At 48.8% G+C, this 20674-nt stretch carries 16 protein-coding genes; 9 read left to right on the top strand and 7 right to left on the bottom strand.

Annotated elements, in window-relative coordinates:
• Nucleotides 1–70 precede the first annotated feature (70 nt).
• From QL234_RS00315 to QL234_RS00305, 3 genes are read right to left on the bottom strand one after another with little or no spacing between them, the layout of a single operon-like run.
• Nucleotides 71–1279, bottom strand: a complete 1209-nt coding sequence (locus tag QL234_RS00315; RefSeq protein WP_281555885.1) for an HlyD family efflux transporter periplasmic adaptor subunit — start codon at nt 1277–1279, stop codon at nt 71–73.
• 16 nt (nt 1280–1295) lie between these two features.
• A complete protein-coding gene (locus tag QL234_RS00310) occupies nt 1296–3662 on the bottom strand; it encodes an FtsX-like permease family protein (RefSeq protein WP_281555884.1) in 2367 nt (788 codons plus the stop codon).
• Between the two features lie 51 nt (nt 3663–3713).
• Nucleotides 3714–4454 carry an ABC transporter ATP-binding protein gene (locus QL234_RS00305; RefSeq protein ID WP_281555883.1) on the bottom strand — a complete coding sequence of 247 codons (741 nt, stop codon included), beginning with the start codon at nt 4452–4454 and terminating at the stop codon, nt 3714–3716.
• 345 nt (nt 4455–4799) lie between these two features.
• Between QL234_RS00305 and QL234_RS00300 the strand changes: the two genes are divergently transcribed.
• Genes QL234_RS00300 through QL234_RS00290 form a run of 3 tightly spaced genes read left to right on the top strand, consistent with a single transcriptional unit; the run spans nt 4800 to nt 6938 of the window.
• Nucleotides 4800–5180 carry a GntR family transcriptional regulator gene (locus QL234_RS00300; protein ID WP_281555882.1) on the top strand — a complete coding sequence of 127 codons (381 nt, stop codon included), beginning with the start codon at nt 4800–4802 and terminating at the stop codon, nt 5178–5180.
• Entirely contained in the window at nt 5173–6030 is an 858-nt protein-coding gene (locus QL234_RS00295; protein ID WP_281555881.1) for an ABC transporter ATP-binding protein, read from the top strand. Before QL234_RS00300 ends, QL234_RS00295 begins: the two co-directional genes overlap by 8 nt.
• Nucleotides 6030–6938 carry a hypothetical protein gene (locus QL234_RS00290; RefSeq protein WP_281555880.1) on the top strand — a complete coding sequence of 303 codons (909 nt, stop codon included), beginning with the start codon at nt 6030–6032 and terminating at the stop codon, nt 6936–6938. The genes QL234_RS00295 and QL234_RS00290 overlap by 1 nt, the downstream gene beginning before the upstream one ends.
• A gap of 57 nt (nt 6939–6995) precedes the next feature.
• Here the strand turns inward: QL234_RS00290 and QL234_RS00285 are convergent, their stop codons facing one another.
• Together QL234_RS00285 and QL234_RS00280 are read right to left on the bottom strand one after the other, a co-directional pair.
• Nucleotides 6996–8375, bottom strand: a complete 1380-nt coding sequence (locus QL234_RS00285; protein WP_281555879.1) for an ATP-binding protein — start codon at nt 8373–8375, stop codon at nt 6996–6998.
• A 195-nt stretch (nt 8376–8570) separates the two neighbouring features.
• Nucleotides 8571–10052: a sigma-54 dependent transcriptional regulator gene (locus tag QL234_RS00280; protein ID WP_348650692.1), complete on the bottom strand. Its 1482-nt coding sequence runs from the start codon at nt 10050–10052 to the stop codon at nt 8571–8573.
• Nucleotides 10053–10215: 163 nt separating this feature from the next.
• Between QL234_RS00280 and QL234_RS00275 the strand changes: the two genes are divergently transcribed.
• Genes QL234_RS00275 through QL234_RS00265 form a run of 3 tightly spaced genes read left to right on the top strand, consistent with a single transcriptional unit; the run spans nt 10216 to nt 14850 of the window.
• Nucleotides 10216–11565, top strand: a complete 1350-nt coding sequence (locus QL234_RS00275; RefSeq protein ID WP_281555878.1) for an HlyD family efflux transporter periplasmic adaptor subunit — start codon at nt 10216–10218, stop codon at nt 11563–11565.
• A 52-nt stretch (nt 11566–11617) separates the two neighbouring features.
• A complete protein-coding gene (locus tag QL234_RS00270; protein WP_281555877.1) occupies nt 11618–12298 on the top strand; it encodes an ABC transporter ATP-binding protein in 681 nt (226 codons plus the stop codon).
• Nucleotides 12299–12333: 35 nt separating this feature from the next.
• Nucleotides 12334–14850, top strand: coding sequence for an ABC transporter permease (locus QL234_RS00265; protein WP_281555876.1), 2517 nt, complete (start codon nt 12334–12336; stop codon nt 14848–14850).
• A 243-nt stretch (nt 14851–15093) separates the two neighbouring features.
• On the opposite strand, the gene QL234_RS00260 is transcribed toward QL234_RS00265, so the two are convergent.
• Together QL234_RS00260 and QL234_RS00255 are read right to left on the bottom strand one after the other, a co-directional pair.
• Nucleotides 15094–15576: a hypothetical protein gene (locus QL234_RS00260; protein ID WP_281555875.1), complete on the bottom strand. Its 483-nt coding sequence runs from the start codon at nt 15574–15576 to the stop codon at nt 15094–15096.
• A gap of 247 nt (nt 15577–15823) precedes the next feature.
• The gene (locus tag QL234_RS00255) at nt 15824–17806 is read right to left on the bottom strand and encodes a TonB-dependent copper receptor (RefSeq protein WP_281555874.1); all 1983 of its coding nucleotides are present in this window, start codon (nt 17804–17806) and stop codon (nt 15824–15826) included.
• A gap of 399 nt (nt 17807–18205) precedes the next feature.
• Here QL234_RS00255 and QL234_RS00250 point away from each other — a divergent pair, with 399 nt between their 5' ends.
• The 3 genes from QL234_RS00250 to QL234_RS00240 all read left to right on the top strand — a co-directional run bounded on the left by QL234_RS00250 (nt 18206) and on the right by QL234_RS00240 (nt 20260).
• Nucleotides 18206–19201 (top strand): hypothetical protein, encoded by a 996-nt coding sequence (locus QL234_RS00250; protein ID WP_281555873.1) that lies wholly within the window; start codon nt 18206–18208, stop codon nt 19199–19201.
• A complete protein-coding gene (locus tag QL234_RS00245) occupies nt 19198–19575 on the top strand; it encodes a hypothetical protein (protein WP_281555872.1) in 378 nt (125 codons plus the stop codon). The genes QL234_RS00250 and QL234_RS00245 overlap by 4 nt, the downstream gene beginning before the upstream one ends.
• A 202-nt stretch (nt 19576–19777) precedes the next feature.
• Nucleotides 19778–20260 (top strand): hypothetical protein, encoded by a 483-nt coding sequence (locus QL234_RS00240; protein WP_281555871.1) that lies wholly within the window; start codon nt 19778–19780, stop codon nt 20258–20260.
• The last annotated feature ends 414 nt before the right edge of the window (nt 20261–20674 follow it).

The following is a 20674-nucleotide window of genomic DNA, read 5'->3' as shown; positions in this document are numbered from 1 at the left end:
CCAGCGTAACGTTTTTTGCGATAAAACCGCCTATTTTTGTTAACGACTAGCTAAAAAACGTTCAATCCGGCTACCTTTTTTCAACCCGCACACCGGCAGACACTTTATTGCCCGGATAGCTGATCACTTGCTCACCCGCTTGCAAGCCGGAAGTAATTTCCGCAAACCTGTCATTGCGCCTGCCGACCTCCACCTGCTGCAACACCACATAACCATCCTCCACTTTAAAAACCGACCACTGCTCCTCTTGCCTGAACAAGGCAGATAAAGGCACAGAAATCACATTTTCCGCCTTGTCGATGATAATGGCGGCTTCGACCCTGAAGGCGTCTCCCAGGCTTTGCCATTTTTCCGCCGGGTCGGTAAAAGCTAAAATAACATTAACCCTTTGCTCTTCGACACCGAGGGCGGAAATCTTGGTGAAGCCGGAAGGTTCTATTAAACGTACCCTGGCCCTGATATCTTGCTCCCCTCCCCAGCGCTTGATCAGGGCCTCGTCGCCGGGTTTAACTTTCACCGCATTGGTGGACAGCATTTCGATACTGACTTCCAGATCCGCCGGATTGCCTATTTCCACCAGCGGTGTCCCCACCGCCACAATACTTTCGCTCTTATGCAATATCCTCAGCACCCGGCCATCCACCGGCGAATGAATGCAAATATGACAATCGCCGCCGTTGCCTGCCTCTTCCTGCTCTTCCGGCTGTACCAGCATGGCGCGGGCCGCCGCCAGGCGTGACTCCATCACTTCCTGGTTGGATAGCGCGGTTTCCAGCTCTGCCTTAAGGGTTTTAATGCGCAATTGTGCCCGCTCTAAATGGGCTTTGGATACCGTTTGCTGGCGATAAAGCAATTCGGTGCGTTTAAAATCAGAAAGTTCAAATTCCAGCTCTGCCTGCGCCTGTTTCACCCTGGCCTTAGCCAGTGACAGCGCCGCCCTGGCCCCTTCAATATCCGCTTTCGCCTGGGTTTCCCGGCGTTTGTCCAAAAACTGGGGATTGGCGGGGAACATATTGGCAATAATGGTTTCCGCGGCGGTTACCCTGTCACCCGGCTCGCTCTCAATCCGGGTGATGCGGCCGTCTATGGGGGCATAAACGGTATAAATATCATGGATACGGGTTTTACCTTCGCCTTCTAAAGTCACCAGCAAGTTACCTTTGGCGACAGTAAACATATCCACCTTCACCGGCTCGGGAATAAAAGCAAAGACCAATAATGCCACCGCCACCAGCCCCAGCAGCAGTTTAATCAGATACTTCACCTGTTTGACTTTCATCTGCTATTCTCCCCCATTATTCGACCCCTTTTTGTGCGCTCACCAGATCCAGACGATCCAGCTGATACCATACCAGGTAAAATGACACCAGGGTGCTCACCAGCACTATCGCTACCGCATAACCATAAGTAGACTTTTCCAGATAGACAGGAATGCGAAACAATTCACTGTCCATAGACGAAACCATGCCCTGCACCAGGCCCTGCCCTATCCATATGCCCAGCGGCAGGGAAAACAAAGTGATCACCCCAAGCTCACCAAAGAGCAGATAGGCCACTTCCCGCCGGGTTAACCCCAACACCCGCAAGCTGGCCAGCTCCCGCCCCCTTTCCGACAAGGTAATGCGGGCGGTGTTATAAATCACCCCGAAACTGATAAAACAGGCAAACAGCATATTGGTGCTGACCATTTTCAGCAGGTTTTCCGCCATCAGCTCTTCAAAAATACGCCTGAGCACCGAGGTAATATTCAGGCCGACAACCTTGGGGATCTCTTTAATTTTTTGATACAAGAGCATGCTGTTGTTATTGTCGGTCATTAACGAGGCGCCGGTGATTTTTTCCTGGCTATCAAGCAAGGAATTCAACCGGCTGATCTCCATATACACCCCGAGGCCGATAAACTCTTTAATGATGCCGCTTACCGGGATATGCAGGGTCTGGCGTTTTTCCTCCAGCACCTCCACCGTCACCATATCGCCCTTTTTAACCTGGAGGATCTGCGCCAGCTTCTCATTCATGACCAAGCCGGCCGGCGGCAACTCAAAACGCTGCAAATCCTCCCTGATCACCCTAAACAGCTCGGGTTTTGCCGTTAAACCAATGATCGCTGTGCGTTTTTGATAATGTTTAAACTTCAAATTCACCGCAAGACTGCGTAAAGGCTCAATGCGCAGTACCCCGGGAATGACCTTGATTTCTTCCAGCGCCCGGTAAGGCACGGCTTCAACAAAACTCAGGTTAACATCTTCCCGCTGGATCAGCTCATATTGCACATCCATCAGGTAACTCATGGAATCTTCCATAAAAAAACTGAACACCAGGATAGCCATCGCCATCGCCATACCCAGGGCGGAAAACAGCGCCCGCCAGGGACGCCGCTCCAATTGTCTGAAAACGATCCGGCTAAGAAAAGACAAATGGCGGTGCAGCCCCAGCCGCTCAAACAGGGTCTGTTTAAACTCCGCCGGGCTTTGCACGCGCATCGCCTCCGCCGGCGGCAAACGTGCCGCACTGCGAATCGCCATCAGGGTGCCGGCAATGGCTGCCAGGGTGCACAGCAATACCGCAAAAATCATCACCTGAAAGGAAAAGCTGTATTTAAGAATGGGGAAACGGAAAAACTCGGCATACATCTTGGTCATGCCCACTCCCATCCAGGCACCGAGCGCCAAACCTATCACAGCACCACAACCGGTGATCACCAGCACCATTTTTAGATAATGGAAAATGATCTCCCGGTCGCTATAACCCACCGCCTTAAGCATGCCGATTTGCTCCCGCTGGGTCGTTACCTGGCGCGACATAACCACATAAATTAAAAACGCCGCCACGCTGAGAAAAATGACCGGCGCCATCAGCCCCATCGCCTCCAGCTGCTTTAATTCATTTTCGAGAAAGAAATTGGAGATTTGCTCCCGCCTGTCAAAGGCGAGCAAACCGCCGTAGGGTTTTAACAGCAGGTCGAGCTGCTCTTTAACCCGTTCGGTATTGGCGTTACGCTCTAAACTCAGGGACAAATCATTAAACGCCCCTTTCATATTCACCGCCGCTGCCAGCGCACGCCGTCCCATCCAGAAAATGCCAAACCTTTTATTATCCGGCATCAAGGCCCCCGGCGCTATGCTGTACACATATTCCGGCGAGAGCACCACACCAACAATGTTAAAGCTGCGGCGGTGGCCATAAACCACCATAGTGACCTTATCCCCCAGGGCTAAACGGTGGGCGATAAAAAAACTTTCATCAACGAGAATGGCATCCTCTTCATTGGCATAGAGCATGCGTCCGGTGCGCAGATAGAGGCGGTTAAGCAGCGGCTGCTTGCCGTCAGGCAGTGACAGTACCATGCCGGTAGCGGGCTCTAACATATCCGGCATCTGCAGGGTCACGCCAAAACGGACCCGGCTTTGGCTCACCGAAACCCCGGGAATTTCCTGGATGCGTTGTTTAACCGCCTCGGGAGCGCGTTTCAGGGAAGCAAAAACATCGGCAAAACGGTAACGCTCATAATAGGTTTGCTGGGTCAGGCGCAGGCTGTCAAGCACCCCGAACATGATGACATAAACGGCAATCCCCGCCGCCATCACCAGGATGATCGCCGTCATCTGTCCCTTTATCTTCCAGATATCCCTGATCAGTTTTTGATTCAGAGCCCCTATCATCAAACTTCCCCATACTCCGGCTATTCGCCTGTTATTGAGCTTGTTAAATCGTCACCAAATCATTTCTTCCGCGCTTTTTCTGACGTCATTGGTTTGTACATGGCTGACACTGCCGTCACAAAAATGCACCACCCGGTGGGCAAGATCAGCAATTGAGGCATTATGGGTAATGATGATGCAGGTGGTGCCAAACTTCTGGTTCACCTCGAGCAGGGCTTTTAACACCATAATGCCGGTTTCGCTGTCCAACGCCCCGGTGGGTTCATCACACAACAAGACTTCCGGGCGTTTGGCAATCGCCCGGGCAATGGCGACCCTTTGCTGCTCGCCGCCGGACAACTGGGCGGGAAAATGATTGGCCCTGTCTTTTAAAGCAACCGCATCAAGGGCATCAAGCGGCGCCATGGCATTTTCGGTAATTTCCGTGACCAGGGCGACATTCTCCAGTGCGGTCAGGCTCGGCACCAGGTTATAGGCCTGAAAGACAAAACCGATATTCTCCCGGCGATAAAAGGTCAACTCCTGTTCCGTAAAAGCGGCGAGATCGCGGCCGCGGAAATAGACATGGCCGGCACTGGGCTGATCCAGGCCGCCGATAATATTTAAAAAAGTCGACTTGCCGCTGCCGGAAGGGCCGAGCAAGACAATGACTTCCCCCGAAGGAATCGCCATGTTCACGCCGCGCAGGGCATGGATTTGGGTATCCCCCGACTGATATACCTTGGTAAGCTCCTCAATCAAAAAGCTCGTTGCTTGCGGTTCGCGCCTCAATGTCGTCTTACTGTCAGACAAACTTACCTCCCCAATATTTCCGGGCCATAAAAACAAACATCGCTGCCATCAGCTATATAATATGCTTAAGGTTTTATTTTTGCTTAAAAAGCACAGAAAACTTGGCGATTATTTAATCTACATCATTACCGGCAACCTCAGGCGGAGTTATTCCGGGCAGCACTTACCAATAAAAGCCCTTACAAAACAGCATTTCATTTGCTGCTATCAACAAACACAGTTAAAGGCTTTCTCAGCAATATTCTCTTACATTTGCCCTGTTTCCGTATTGCACTCGCTATTTACAACAGGTGTGTTGGTGATGTATAACACCATTCAATTATTGTTCATATTAGGAAGATAACAATGACGACACAATGGCATGCAGATACGCCCATCTACATCCAGTTATACCAACAAGTGATCACCCGTATCCTTGACGGTTATATTCTTGAAGGCGAGGCGCTGCCGTCGGTAAGGAAAGTAGCCGCCGACTACCAGGTAAATCCACTGACCATTTCTAAGGCGTATCAAATGTTGCAAGACGAAGGGATCGTTGAAAAACAACGGGGCAAGGGACTGTTTGTGAAACAGGGAGTGTTGGAGTTTGTGCTCAAGCGCGAACGGGAAACTTTCCTGTCACAGCAGTGGCCGGAAATCTTACAGCAAATCAGCCGCCTCAAATTATCCCCGGAACAATTACTGGCGCCAAGTTCAGAAAAAAACACGGAGCACAACAATGACTAAATTAATCTCCCTGTCGGGATTAACGAAATCCTATAAAAACAAACAAGTCCTCTCGGATATCAATTTAACCGTGCAAGCCGGACAGATTTTAGGCCTGGTAGGCCCCAACGGCGCAGGAAAAACCACTTGCCTGCAGGCCATACTCGGTTTAATCGACTATGACGGCCGGCTGGATGTACTCGGTTATAACCCGAAGAAACAACGCCGGAAAATGCTCGAAGATGTCGCCTATATTGCTGATGTCGCCGTATTGCCTAAATGGTTAAAGGTAGAGCAGGCATTGACTTACATGGCAGGTATCCATAAAAACTTTAACCGAAAAAAGGCCGAGAGCTTTTTGGCAAAAACCAATATCGAGCACAAGGTAAAAATAAAAACCTTATCCAAGGGTATGGTGACCCAATTGCATCTTGCCCTGATACTGGCAATAGATGCCAAGGTGCTGATCCTTGATGAACCGACGCTGGGCCTGGACCTGCTCACCCGCCGCCAGTTTTATCGCCACTTGCTAGAAGACTTCTATCAGGAAGATAAATGCATTATCGTCACCACCCACCAGATAGAGGAAGTTGAACATATTCTTACCGACGTCGCCTTCATCCGGGACGGAAAAATTCTCATGTCGGCAGACGTAGACGATATTCGCGGGCGTTATCAATTACTGGCGGTGCCGGATGAACACCTGAACCAGGCAAAAACCTTAAAGCCCCTGTTCGCCAACCCGCTGATGGGATTGACCTCTATGTTATTCGAGCACAAGAAAAAAAATGAGTTAGCCCCCCTGGGCGATATCACCACTCCCAGCCTGGCAGATATTTTTGTCGGCGTCATGAGCAAGGAGGCCAGCTAATGAACACCTTACAAATAACAACCTGTTTTAAAAAAGAAATATGGGAATTTAAAAAGATCTTCCTGTACCTGCCGATATTTATTGCCCTGCTGGCATTCATTGCCCCGGCAATACAATTTCTGCTGCTGGAAGATTATCAGTTCAACAGGATCGCACAAACCTTTCAACAGGCACAGCAGGTACCAAGCCATGTCGAGCTGGACAAAATTTTCTTTGGCATAATAACAGCCTTGTTTATCCCCTTTGTCGTCACCGCCGCACTGATACAAATCTATTACTTTATTACCTGTTTCTTCGATGAACGCCGCGACTTATCGGTGTATTTCTGGCGCTCCCTGCCGGTAGCCGACAGCTTAACCGTGGCGGTTAAATTCATGACCGGCGCCTTGCTGATACCGGCCATTTTTATGCTGGCGGCAAGCCTTACCCTGGTGATATTTTTATTGATTGCTGCCCTGGCAAGTGTAGTGATGTCGGTAGGTTACGATATTTCCCTGTGGCATTTATGGGGCAATGCAGACATCTTGAGCAACCTGGGCTCCCTGTGGCTGAGTTTACTGCCCTACACCTTATGGCTGTTGCCGGTTTATGCCTGGTTGATGCTCGCTTCCATGGTCGCCAACAAAGCACCTTTCCTCTGGGCGATTTTACCCCTGGTGATCATCTTGTTGGTTGAAGCTTTGGTGGTGAACTACTTTGGCTTGTCATCGGCATTTTTCGCACAACTGCTGACGGATTATCTCACCCTGCCTACCGGTTTATTGGAGCAATACCTGGAACAGGGAGACAGCTTTAAGCTGGCAGGCATCAAGATACTAGTGAGTAAAATAGATTTGGGCGCCTCCCTGCTCGGAGCCGCTCTGCTCTATCTTACCTGGTGGCTAAGGGTTAACCGTCCCCACCATTAACCGCTAAGGCTTTAAACCGGGCCGCAAGCGAATACCCGGCCCGGTCAAAAACGGACATTAAAACGTCAGGGTAAAAGTCGCACCACCATGATCATTACTGCGCAGGGCCACATGACCGCCATGCGCTATCATGATTTGCCTGGTTAACGCCAACCCCACGCCGGAGCCTTCTTTTTTGGTGGTAAAGAAAGGCACAAAGACCTTATCATCAAGGTCATCGGCCACTCCCGGGCCATTATCACTGACTTCAATCACCACATGGCCGCGGGCGTTAAGGAAAGCCGTCAGCGCCACCTGCGGCTCATTAACACCTGCAAGTGCCTGCTCGGCATTTTGCAAGAGGTTGATCAGCATCTGCTCCGCCATATCAACATCCAGCACTAAGTCCAGTTCCGCAGGTGTGATCTTAGTCGCTAAAAGAATGCCCTTGTCCTGCCACTCCCGACTTGCCAGCAACTGCACCTGGCTAAACAGTGTCAACAGCTTGATATGGCTTTTCTTGGGCTCGGGTAATCGTGTTAATTTCCGGTAGCTGGAAACAAAGTGCATCAAACCTTCACTTCGCCGGGCAACCGTTTGTACCGCCGACAGCACATCATCAATTTCTTCGATGATTTCTTCAGCCGACTCACCCCTGCTGCCCCTACTATCCCCCTGCACCTTGGCTTTAACATCCACCGCCAAATCTACCGCGGTTTTCGCCAACGAAGCCACCGGGGTGATGCTGTTCATGATTTCATGGGTCAACACCCTTACCAGATCTTGCCAGGCCTGCAACTGGGCGATATCCAATTCACTTTGGATATCCTGCATACTCAGTAAAATTTCCCGCTGCCCACCGGTGACAATTTCACTGGCAACTATGCTCAGCCTGTGTTCCATATCATCAATAGTGACATGAACCAGCCGCCGTTCCCCGGCGATCATTGACATTAACGTTGCAGGGAATTCACCGCCAAAGCGGGCCAAATCATTGACCCGGGTGATGGCATGGGCGCCGAATAAACGCCGGGCGCTATTGTTCCACAGGGTCAGCTGCTCATTGGCCTTGATGCTGATCAGCGGCACAGGCACATGCTCCACCACGGCTTTAATGTGCCGTAATTCTTCTTCCTGCCCGGCACGCGCCAGCTGTAACTTGTCCAAGATGCCGGTAAAAGTTTCACCTAGCTCATCAAAACCACAGCCCTGTTTTGACAATTGAAAACGTTGGGAAAAATCTGCATTACGGGCAGCGGCCAGAAAACGCACCAGCTCGGTATTGGTCTTGGAGACAAAACGGATCATCTCAACAAGCTGGCCAATAAGCAGTGCAGACAGTAATACACAGGTGGCATGGTAGCCCGGCGCTGTGAGCACTTGGGTAAGCATCACCAGGGTCAGCATCATCAACAGAATGCGGCTCAGGACGTACAGGGGAAACTTGTTAAAAGCCATATTTTTCCATCCCTTGAGTGATAAAGAGCCATGCATCGCCCGGCTTTATTGCTGCCAATACACGGTTAACAAAGGGGTGTAGCTGGTTCGCCTTAGAGATCATGCTTTTCCATCCCTTGAGTGATAAAGAGCCATGCATCGCCCGGTTTTATTGCTGCCAATACACGGTTAACAAAGGGGTGCCGCTGGGTTGTCTTAGAGATCATGCTTTTCCATCCTGCGATATAGTGCAGCCCGGGTTAACCCCAGGGCTTTTGCCGTGTGGCTGATATTATACCGGTACTTTTTCAGCGCCTGAGAAATGGTCTGTTTCTCTATCACTTCCAGGTTTAATTCTTCAGGCACATCCTGAGGCGGAGCAGAAAAACTTTCACTGGCAGCCTTATCCTGCACTACCGCCTTTTCTGCGGCAGCCGGAGCAGGCACGGCTTCAAGCTGAAAATCACTCACCTGCAACAGCTCGCTCCGGCTTAAAATCACCGCCCGCTCAATGGCATGACGCAGTTCACGGATATTACCGGGCCAGGCATAGGCTTTTATCGCCTGCAATGCATCGTTGCTCAGCTTTTGCTGAGGTTTATGATATTTTTTACCATAGGTATCGATATAAAATTGCGCTATCGTCTCAATATCATCCGGGCGCTCTCTCAGTGGCGGCAGGTTTATTTCAACGGTGTTTAAACGGAACAAGAGATCCTGGCGAAACTGCTCCGGCGATTTCAAGATGGCTTTATCCAGATTAGTAGCAGAAACAACTCTGACATCAAAAGAAACCGCCTCATTGGCACCTATCGGCGTCACTTGCCTTTGCTCTAAAACCGTCAGCAGTTTAGCCTGTAAATGCAACGGCAAATTGCCGATTTCATCGAGAAACAAGGTACCGCCATCGGCTGCTTTTAATCGCCCGACCCTGTCATGGCCTGCGCCGGTAAAGGCGCCTTTTTTATGGCCGAACAATTCACTCTCGAATAAGGTTTCGGAAATAGCACCGAGATCCACCGACATGAAGATGCGGTTGCTGCGCAGGCTGCGGTTATGAATTTCCCGTGCCGCCAGCTCTTTGCCGGTACCGTTTTCCCCCAATATCAGCACATTGGCGTCTGTAGGCGCACAGCGCTCTATCAGCGAATGTACCTGCTGCATAACCCCGGAGTGGCCGATGATATTTTGCTGCCCCGCCTGGTTGCTTGCCTGCACCAGCGCCTGGTTGGCTTCGCGTAATTGCTGCGCCTCACTTCGGCTTCTGCCCAGCAATACAGCGGTTGATACCGTGGCAATCACCTTTTCATTCTGCCAGGGTTTGGCAATAAAGTCGGTGGCCCCTAACTTCATCGCTTCAACCGCCACATCCACGCCGCCATGGGCGGTGATCATAATAATGATGCTTTGCGGGTTGATGGTTAATATTTTTTTAAGCCAGTAGAAGCCCTGGGCGCCGGAACTCTCCCCCGGACCAAAATTCATATCCAGCAAAATAACATCAAACTGCTGATCTTTGATAAAGGCGGGAATATGCTCGGGTAAATTACAGGTACTGACATGGCTAAAATACCGTTTCAGTAATAATTTTCCCGCGGTTAAAATATCTTCATCGTCATCGACAATCAGGATTTTGCCTTCTTTTTTCACCCAAATTCTCCGCTTAACTTGCTTTACCAGACAGGTATTAGTGTTCATAAACGTACACCTAGTGTTCATAAACGTACAGTTTTAAATTAACCTTTTGCTGGTTAAATTTAAAAACGCTTTAAAAACATAAAGATAAAACTTGGTATAGATGTTGTACTTAAGTAGCCAAGACATTACGCATCGTGAAAAATAACAGCAGCCATTTTTTATTATGACTAAGACAAACCAGCAATTTAATCCCAACCACAGGGAAGCCCCTGTTGCCCTATCAACGCCGGGATCAACTCCGGTTTCAGCTTCAGTATCAGGGAGCGGCATGGACCGAAAAGTACAACCCCAAACCCGCCCGTTAAAAAAGTGGGCCATCATCACGGGCAGCCTGCTCGTGCTGCTTTATCTGGTTTACACTTTTATCATGCCCTCGCCGGGAAAAACATTAGCGGTCGACAACCAACGTATAGTGATTTCCGAAGTAACCACCGGCATTTTCGAAGACTTTATTCCGGTCAGGGGCCAGATAACCCCAGCCCAAACGGTATTTTTAGATGCCATAGAAGGCGGCCGGGTCGAGCGTATCCTGGTGGAAGACGGCGCCCGTTTAAACGCAGGGGAATTAATCGTTGAATTATCCAACGCCTCACTGCAATTAAACGTACTCGGCAATGAAGCCAGAGTGGCGGAGCAACTGAACAATATCCGCACCATAGAATTAGATCTGGAGCAAAACCGCCTGCAGCACAAAAGCAACCTGCTTGATATCAATTACCAGATCAAAATGCTGACCCGCCAGCAGGCAAAAGAGCAAGCCCTGCTCGAAAGCGGCGCAGTACAACAGGCCCAATTCGACGATACCTCGGACACCCTTGACTGGTACAAGAGCCGCCTGGCCTTAACCCGTGAAAGCCAGCAGTCGGACGCCAAAATGCAGGGGGAGCAACTGGCGTTTTTAAAAGAAACCGGCGCCCGGCTCGAACATAACCTCGCCATTTCCCGGCAAAACCTGGAAAACATGAAAGTCAAAGCCCCGGTTGCCGGTAAACTTTCCGGCTTTAATATCCAGGTGGGCCAGAGCATTGCCCGGGGTGAACGCCTGGGACAAATCGATACCCCGGATAATTACAAGATCACCGCCTTTATCGACGAATTTTACTTAGGCCGGGTCGCCATCGGCCAGCAGGCCCGCTTTAAAGATTATGCCCTGGTGATAGCGAAAATTTACCCCCAGGTGCAAAACGGCCAGTTCAAGGTGGACTTTACCTTTGTAGAGCAACAGCCGGGCGATATCCGCCGCGGGCAAAACGTGCAAATTAAACTGACCCTGGGGGATGCCAGCAAGGCCACCTTAGTGCCCAACGGCTCCTTCTTCCAGGATACCGGCGGCAACTGGATTTTCGTACTGACAGCGGACGGCAGCGAGGCCATTAAACGCAATATCCGTCTCGGCCGCCGCAACAGCCGCTTTATCGAAGTGATTGAAGGGCTGGATGTCGGCGAGCAGGTGGTTACCAGCTCCTATGCCAGCTACCTGGAGATGCAAAGACTTAAGCTCAACCGGCCATAAACACATTAAAAAATAACGTAACAGACAAATAAAGAATCAACAGGAACACAACATGTTAAAACTACACAATTTATCAAGAATTTACCGCAGCGATGACGTTGAAACCCTGGCGCTGAACAATGTAAATATTGAAATCGCCAAAGGCGAATTTGTCGCCATCATGGGGCCGTCCGGCTGCGGCAAATCCACCCTGCTCAATACCATCGGCATGCTCGACTCGCCGACCTCCGGCGACTACTTCTTTGCCGGGGAAAATATTGCCGGTTATAACGAAAGCCAGCTGTCACAGATCCGCAAAAAAAATATCGGTTTTATTTTTCAAAACTTTAACCTGATTGACGAACTCAGCGTACAGGAAAACATCGAGCTGGCCCTGCTCTATCACAAGATCCCGGCGGCGGAGCGTAAAGCCCGAGTAGAAAAAGTGATGGACAAGGTTGGCATCGGCCACCGCGCCAAACATATGCCAAGCCAGCTCTCCGGCGGTCAGCAGCAGCGGGTAGCCGTTGCCCGCGCCGTGGTGGGGGATCAGGCAATGATCCTGGCCGATGAGCCCACAGGTAACCTCGACAGCGCCCACGGCCAGGAGGTGATGGAAATGCTGCAGGCGCTGAACAACGAAGGTACCACAATTGTTATGGTGACCCACAGCCCGGCCCATGCCGATTATGCCCGCCGCACCATCAACTTATTTGACGGCCATGTGGTTACCGAAAATGTCCGTGCGGCATAAGCGCTTACCGACAAAGTTATTCCAAGGACCCAGCTATGTTTTATAACTACCTGATCACCGCCTGGCGCAATATTATCAACAACGGCATCTTTTCCGTGATCAATATTTTCGGCCTGGCCACCGGCTTGATGAGCTGTATTTTGATCTTATTGTTCGTACGCCAGGAAACCGGCTTTGATACCTGGCTCACCGATCATGATCGCCTGGTGCGCATGCACACCGCCTATTCCATCCCCGGCCAGGAGCCCTTTGAAACCGTGCGCTCTGCCGGCAGCATGATGCCGGCGATCCGGGATTATGCCAGCAATGAAATAGAAACCGGCGTGCGCTTTATCCAGTATCCCATGACCATACGCCACAACCAGGACGGTTTTCCCGAACGAGTCACTATGGTAGACGGCAGCTTCTTCCAGCTGTTTGACCTGCCCTTTGTCCACGGCGACAAAAACTCGTCTTTTGCCAAACCCATGGATTTAGTGATCACAGAAGCCATGGCCATTAAGTACTTCGGTAAAACCGATGCCGTCGGCGAAACCTTAACCATCTGCTGCATGAACGGCAACCCTATCAACCTGCCGGTCACCGGGGTAATAAAAGACCTGCCCGATAATACCCATCTCAATACCGAGTTGCTGGTGTATCTGCAGCCTAATTTATTCCCCGAAAACGACGGCACCTTACACACCTGGACCAGCGTAAATGTCTATACCTATTTCAAATTAAAGCCGGGGATTAAGCCAGAGCAGTTGCAGCAAAGAATAAACTACTGGATGGACAATGAAAGCCCGTTAAAAGACATGTTTGCCAGCCGCCTGGGAGAGGAAAACGGCGGCAGCACAGTCACCGACCTGGTGCGCCAGCGGGTCATGCCGGTCGCCGATCTGCACCTGCATGCCAAACGCCACGCCGGCAACATGCCCGACCTGACCCCTATGGGGGATGCCGGTATGATCAATACCTTTATTCTGGTGGCAGGCCTGGTGTTGCTGATTGCCTGTATCAACTTTATGAACTTATCCACCGCCAAAGCCGGTAAACGCGCCAAAGAAGTCGCCATGAGAAAAGTGCTCGGCGCAAGCCGAAAACAAGTGGCAATACAATTTCTGGCCGAAGCCGTTTCCCTGGTGTTTATCTCATTAATTTTTGCCGTGGCCGCGGTCGAACTGGTATTGCCGTTTTATAACCAGATCCTGGGCAAAGACCTGGCCCTGAACTTATTTGCAGAGCCCGAGCTGTTGTTATCCCTGCTGGCCATTGCCCTGGCCGTTGGCCTGGGCGCAGGCATCTATCCAGCCCTGTACCTGTCCCGCTTCCTGCCCGGCCATATTTTAAAATCCAGCAAAAGCGCAGAGCCCGCCAGCTCGGTAAAACTGCGTACCCTGCTGGTGGTGTTTCAATTTGCCACCTCGATCGTACTCGTAGTCGCTACCCTGGTGGTGTACGGGCAAACGGTTTTTTCCAACAATGTCGATGTTGGTTACCAAAGCCACAACAAGCTGGTGCTCGATACCAGCAACGCCGGTGACAACCTGGCCAGCTTAAAACAGGAGTTGCTGAACCTGCCGGAAATTACCTCTGTGGTCTATTCCTCCGAGTCTCCGACACAGGACGATGAAAACAACAATTACTTCAGGCTGTTGGAACAAGCCCCCGATGGCGGCACCAATGAACAGGTACTGCTGAATTACCATAATATGGATTACGGTTTTTTTGAAGCGTACCAGGTGGCACCCGTTGCCGGACGCCTGTTTGACCAGGCCTATGGCTCGGATACCATCAAACGGGTACCCCATGGTGAAACGACCCCGGGTAGGGGGAGCATTATTTTAAATATGTCGGCCTTAAAAAAATTCGGCTTTACCAGCCCGGAACAGGCCATAGGCAAGACCCTGGAAAGCCGGATCCGCGGCACACAACATTTAACCATTATCGGCGTGGTACCGGATCTCTACTTCCGATCGATCAAGTTCGGGATCAGGGCTACTGTATATACCATGAATCCGGCGCGTTTCAGGGTGGCCAACCTGTCTTTTACCACCCGCGACCTGCCTGCCCTCATCACTAAAATTGAACAGGTATGGAAAAAAAGCGTCCCTATGCAGCCCATCAATCTGCAATTCTTAAGTGAAATGATGGCCGCCCAGTATCAGGATGAAGCCACCACGGCGCAGCTATTTCTGGTATTCTCTTTCCTGGCCATCGCGGTTGCCTGCCTGGGCCTTTATGGCTTGTCGGCATTCACGGTAGAGCGCAGAACAAGGGAAATAGGGATCAGGAAAGTCATGGGGGCCAGTGTCGCCGACATAGTACGTTTGCTGATCTGGCAGTTCTCCAAGCCGGTACTGCTGGCCAACCTTATCGCCTGGCCGCTGGCCGCTTATGCCATGATCACCTGGCTTGAAGCTTTCCCCTACCGGATAAGCAGCTGGTGGATATTGCCCATTTGCCTGGCGGTCGGGATATTGTCCCTGCTGATTGCCTGGAGCACAGTGGGAGGAAATGCTGCCAGGGTTGCCCGTAAAAACCCGGTCAATTCGTTAAGGTATGAATAAGAATAAATCACGGCTGATTTTGTAGATAACCAGGGCGGCATATGAGCGCCCTGACAATAACGCCCCCCTCAAGCAATGGGTTATTAACAACAACCCATTGCTGACCTTTTTAACCGGAAAAGCCAGAAAAAGGTTAGCGATTAAGCGGCATATATTTACCCGGCAACGGCAACGATTGACCGCTTTATCCCGCTAGTCTATTGGCATAGGTTCGCATCGCCAACGATTGACCGCTTTATCCCGCTAGTCTATTGGCATAGGTTCGCATCGCCAACGATGAGCATTCAAGCGCCCGGCACTATACCCCTGGGCTTTCAGGTTCTTCAGCCAGGTGTTTAAAAACTTATTTTGCCGGTTTAGTTCACTCAGCCGTGTCTGATATTTTTCAGCGTAAACCACATCAGTTAAAGCCTGCTCTCCCTGTGTTAACGAGTAGGCTTCAATAATACCGTTAACTTCATCTATCAAGACAACCATTTCCGGAGTTTTAGCAATATTCCCCTGTATATCAAACAAGTGTGTCATTAAACTAGCCCTGACGGACTTATGGTGCACCCCGGTATCAGGCATATCTATGCTCATGACCTGCAGGTCCATACAATTGGCCGCCTTAAGGGTCACACTGGTTTTACTGTCGGCTGCCGGCACTATGCCCAGATCCATGGCAAGCTGGTAATTATCCTGATAAATATTCTGTGCGGGCAGGCAAAAGGCTACATTGTCCATAATCTACTTCCATGATTTTGACGTGTTGATTTATTAAGCACATTGCAGGCCAATGGAAGGAGTTTTACTGATGAGAAGCCCGCTAACAATAGAACTTTTCCGGGAAGTTAACAAAAAAGGTAGCAAAATAAAAAGCTTGCCTCCGCAAGATTTTTATTGAAGTTGATAAATTAGTTTCTGCTGTCTTAACGTCGCAAGTTCAGCACCATAACACCTGCGTCATTAATCTGACAACCAATAGCCAAGACTAAAATTGATAATCAAGTTTTACCCAAAAACTACGGCCGGGTTCATTCACTTGCATGGTGCGCTCTTGTGGCAGCAGTAAATCATTGCCGGCCCCGGACTTACTGACATGTTCGGCATAATTTTTATCAAAAAGGTTATCTATGCCAAAGCTTGCTTTGATTTCTTTGTTCAGCTGCCAGGCGCCATTGACAGAAACCACGCCAAAACCGGCCGTTTCCCCCAGGTCCTGGCTGACAATATTGCCCTGTCCAATTGCGACCCTGCTTTGCTTATCAACAACACGCCATAAAGCCCCCAGCATCCAGTCTTCACTTTCGTAGTTCAAGGCCATTTTGACTTCCAACGGCGATACCTGCCCTAAGGCAACATTATCGGTTTCGTTTTCACCCCGGCTATAAGCAAGAGTCGTCACCCATTGCAGCGCATATGGTAATTCAACCGCCGCCGTTGCTTCTCCGCCCCATAAGGTGGCGTTGATATTGCGCGCATAAGGCATGCTTTGCATATCAATTAAAATATAATCTGTGATATCGGCATAAAATAATGACGCGGTTAATTTAATATCCCCTTCATACATCCAGCCGAGATCGAGTTGCTCGGTAATTTCAGGGTCAAGCGACAATACTCTGGCTGCCCGCATCACCTCCCAGTAATCGGCAATGCGCTCTGCATGGCCAAGACCGGCTATCCAGGTATGCTCACCATAAGTTACTTCATAGCGGGCAAAAGCACTGAATAAGTCTTGGTCACGGGCGTTTTGTTTATCGGGCGCTGCCCAGCCATTGTGTAGCTTGGTTTGCCATTGATCCCAACGCAGGCCTGAATATAGCGTGCCGTCGCCGACGTCATGATTGGACTCCATAAAAATGCCCAGGTTTTCCTTACTGAAAATATCTGAATATTGAGACGCCTTCAGCTCATCCAGGCTCTTACCTAAACGCATATCCTGCACGCTGTCTAAATAATCTATGCCTGCCATTGCCGACCAGTTACCGGCAAGTTCCATATCAAACCACAGGTGGCCACCGACATTGGTTCTGCGGGGATTAGCACCGGTTGGCAAGTTATTAATATCGGTTACCGGACGATCGAAGCTGTCCATAATATGGTCATTTTCATTGCCATAAAGCTGGAATTCGACGGCTTTTAAGGTGTTATGATCAACAGCGGTTTTAGCGAGCAGGGTAACGTTTTCATTATCTATGGTTCTCGCCTTATTGCTGCGGTCGGCATATTCGGCACTACCGCTTGAATAGCCGTAACTTAGCTCGATCACGCTGTCTTCATCCGGTGTCCAGCCGATGGCAGAATGGACCGACTGGCGGTCATATTCCGACTGCATTTTTCTGCCTTCGCCATCTTTAAAGTCATCGCTTTTAGAGCCATTGGCATCCAGACTCCAGTAATAATCTGTGCTGCCTGCAGTTAATTCCATCAGGTAATCTTTACGGCCAAATGAACCAAAAGTCAGACTGGCGCGACCGGAAATTTCCCCTTTCTCCGGTCCGTAATGTTCACGTTCAAACAGCACTGTACCGGCGCTGCCGACCGGCCCGTATTTTACCGTTTGCGGGCCTTTAATAATGACGACTTTTTCATAGGTTTCAGGAGAAATATAGTTGGTTGGCGGATCCATACGGCCACCACAAGTACCGCCCATTTGTTTGCCGTCATTGACAATATTGATACGTGAACCGCCCAAACCGCGTAAACTGATATCGCCGCCGGAACCGCCCTTACGGGTGACGGTAAAGCCCGGCACGGTTTTTAAAAAGCCGGAACCGTCAAAGGCAGGTAAAGGTTGACGAGGTTGCTTGGGGTCGGTAACCGTAGATAAAGGTGACTGCATGGCTTCGGCACTGATAACGATAATTTCATCGCAAACTTCCTCACCGCACGACGGTGAATCTTCGGCAATAACTTGTGTACTTAATAAGATAAGGGCGACTGAGATTGAATGCGCTAATTGAGAATACTTCATACTTTTCTCCAGGTTTTGGGAACGCATACATTTTATTTCAGAAATTTCTGAAAATTTCGAAAACCTTAATAATTGCGACATTAGGTCGCAGTTTTTGGTTGAAAACCATCCGTTAGGAACAAGTATTAAACAGCTAAAAAACCAAGTCTGCCCCAAGAAATACTAAGCAGATAAATATCAAAGAAAATGAAAGCCTTATCAATAAGAAATGATAGCTGTATCTATCCGATGAAATATCTATTGGTAATAGAAGATTAATACCCGGTAATCGTCAGCCAAAACTTAAGCTAGCTGATATAAACCTATTAAAAAATAAGGCTAGGTTCAAAAGCGGACCTTGGCTATACTGAACAAAAAACGAACGCCTATATATCAACTCAACTTGAAAAGGATTTTTAAATGAGTGAAATAGTGCTCACCAATCAACTATTAAGCCGCCACAATTTTAAAGACCAATGCGGTATCGAGCTTAATCAACTCAGAGATATTCATGGCCATACACCGGAATATGCGATAAGCAACACCCCTTACCTGTTAGAGCCAGCTTCCTCCGGGAATCCAAGTTCTCCAGCTGCCGGATTAAGCGCCCTGAACCAACTTGCCCCTATGTATATTTCCAGGGATCTCGCCAACCTTTCATTGTCACTGGGCAGTGACAATGTACTGGCCCTGACTGAATTAAGAAAGAAACTACATGAGTTTGGCGTCGGCTCTGTCGGGGCAGCCACCAGTTTGCACGGTAATCGCGTGAATGGCTTTCTTAAAGCAGTCGAACAATACCAACAAGCCTTGATGCAGTATCGAGACGCCATGGAAGCCAAGTCTCCCCATAGGCTGGCCAGCCAACAAAAAGTTGATTTCGCCTATAAAGAAATGCAAACAAAGTTTCACCATGAAATGAACTCCATCACCGCCCAGGTAAAATCACGACGAGGTACAGCGCTAAGTAACCTTGACAGGGGAAAGAATATCGCCAGAAGCAGCCGCAATGTCATCAAACTTAATGTTACTAACCAGGCACAAGCCAGCGAGTTAGTTCAGTTTGCCAAATACAGTAAATTTTTAGGTAACGGTCTTGCTGTGATCGACTTTACCAGCCGGGTAGGTAATATTCACAACACACATAAAACTGGCGGTAACTGGCACCGGCAGATGTTTATTGAATCGAGTGGATTTGCACTTAGCGCAGTTGCAGGCACATTAGCAATTAATGGCGGTTCATCGGCACTAAGCTTATTAATGATGGCAACGCCAATAGGCTGGGTCGGGCTAGTCATTGGTGGCGCTTTAGTTGTCGGTGCGGCTGCTGGTGCATCAATGGGAGCTAATTACATCGTCACGCAAGATGCCGGCAGCATATACGACACAATAATGGAATGGGTAACTTCAATATGACAGATAGAGCAATAATAGTAGCCATATTGATCCTGTTCGCAATAGTCACAGGTATATTTTTCGTGCTCTTTGGCCAGATAACCGTCAAAAAGCTCAGAAAAAATCCCAAAACCAAAGATGTCCTTGGACTGGAATATATGAGTGGCTGGGATATTCTGAATACGGCACAAGCCTTGGCAATGCCCAGAAGCTGGGCTAAGAAACTGGAAAAGAGTCCACTTTCCTCAATTTACGCTAATTCGACTTTGTTATTAAAAAATACTACAAAATTGGATCAAGTACTTGCCGTAATTTTTTACTGGTTATGGGTATTCACAGGCCTTGCGACAATATTATTGGTGCTGCTAAATACAATGGGCTTCTTCCAAGAGTAAAGCTAATAATTAAGTTAACAAATATTAACAACGCTATTAATTGCTCCCTTTAAAAATGAATAAGGACTCAAAAATAGCTCTTGAATTGTGCACTAGCTGCTTCGGCATAGAAGAAACACAACCGGCCCCTCACTGTTCTTAGTGCCTTTTCCGATAATATGAATTCACTTGCCATAGGGATTTACAAAGAGTTAGCTCAATAATGACAGAATATAAAAGCAATAACATAGTTAGCCTGCTGCCTCCGAGAAAAAATATAGGGCTTTTTCTGTTAGTTACTATGCTGCTTATTATCGGTACCGGAATGTCTGTATCTGTGATGAGCAACTCTTACTGTAAATTATCTCCCCAGTGGAGTTTGAGTTTGCTTGCCGCCTTGGTGATTTTTTTCAGTATTACCAATTTTCGAGTCATTAAAGGTTCATTCCTTGGAGCTAAGGTATTGAAATATTATTCGATAACATTAACCGTTATCTGCTTGCCCGCCATATTTCTGCAAAACTCTACTGCAGCCTTAATATTTTGCTTTATCAATATATCGCTCTTATTTTCGGCAATTTATTTAATCTCGGGAAAGAAGTATTTGGCATTTGTTCAATACCAACAAGATTTTTTTACTGATATAAAAGAAGCGAAAGAGGCTGTAGAAAAAGAATTAAATGGTGGAAACAGCCCTTGTAAATAAAGGCGCCTTAAGAAAAGACGTAAAAAATGGCTCAGACCCTAATAACAGAATATTTTTCCCATAATCAAATCATTACTGCCGCCAAATTTATTCACCCGTTTATTAAAAAATCCATATAGCGGCCACTGCAACGACAGAGTTTAGCCAGCCATATTCAACCGCCCCTATAACGGACTATCATTAATGATAAAAATCATACTATTACAGTACATCACGCTAGGTAATTATTAGTCTAAAAAAAGCCTATTCAGCTATGGATTAAACCAGTTTTTTCTACTATATAAATGGTGGCGAAATTACTAGCAAAGGAGGTATTTCAAGAGCAAAAATTTAGTAATGAATAAACAACTAGCGCTACCCCTGAGTGCGGACACACCCAGAGATAGCTAACCCAAATAGATACTCGGAGTATCC

The sequence above is a fragment of the Thalassomonas sp. RHCl1 genome (assembly GCF_947387555.1).
Lineage (GTDB): Bacteria > Pseudomonadota > Gammaproteobacteria > Enterobacterales > Alteromonadaceae > Thalassomonas.
Note: the sequence above shows the minus strand (reverse complement) of the source record. Positions and strands in the feature narration are given on the sequence as shown.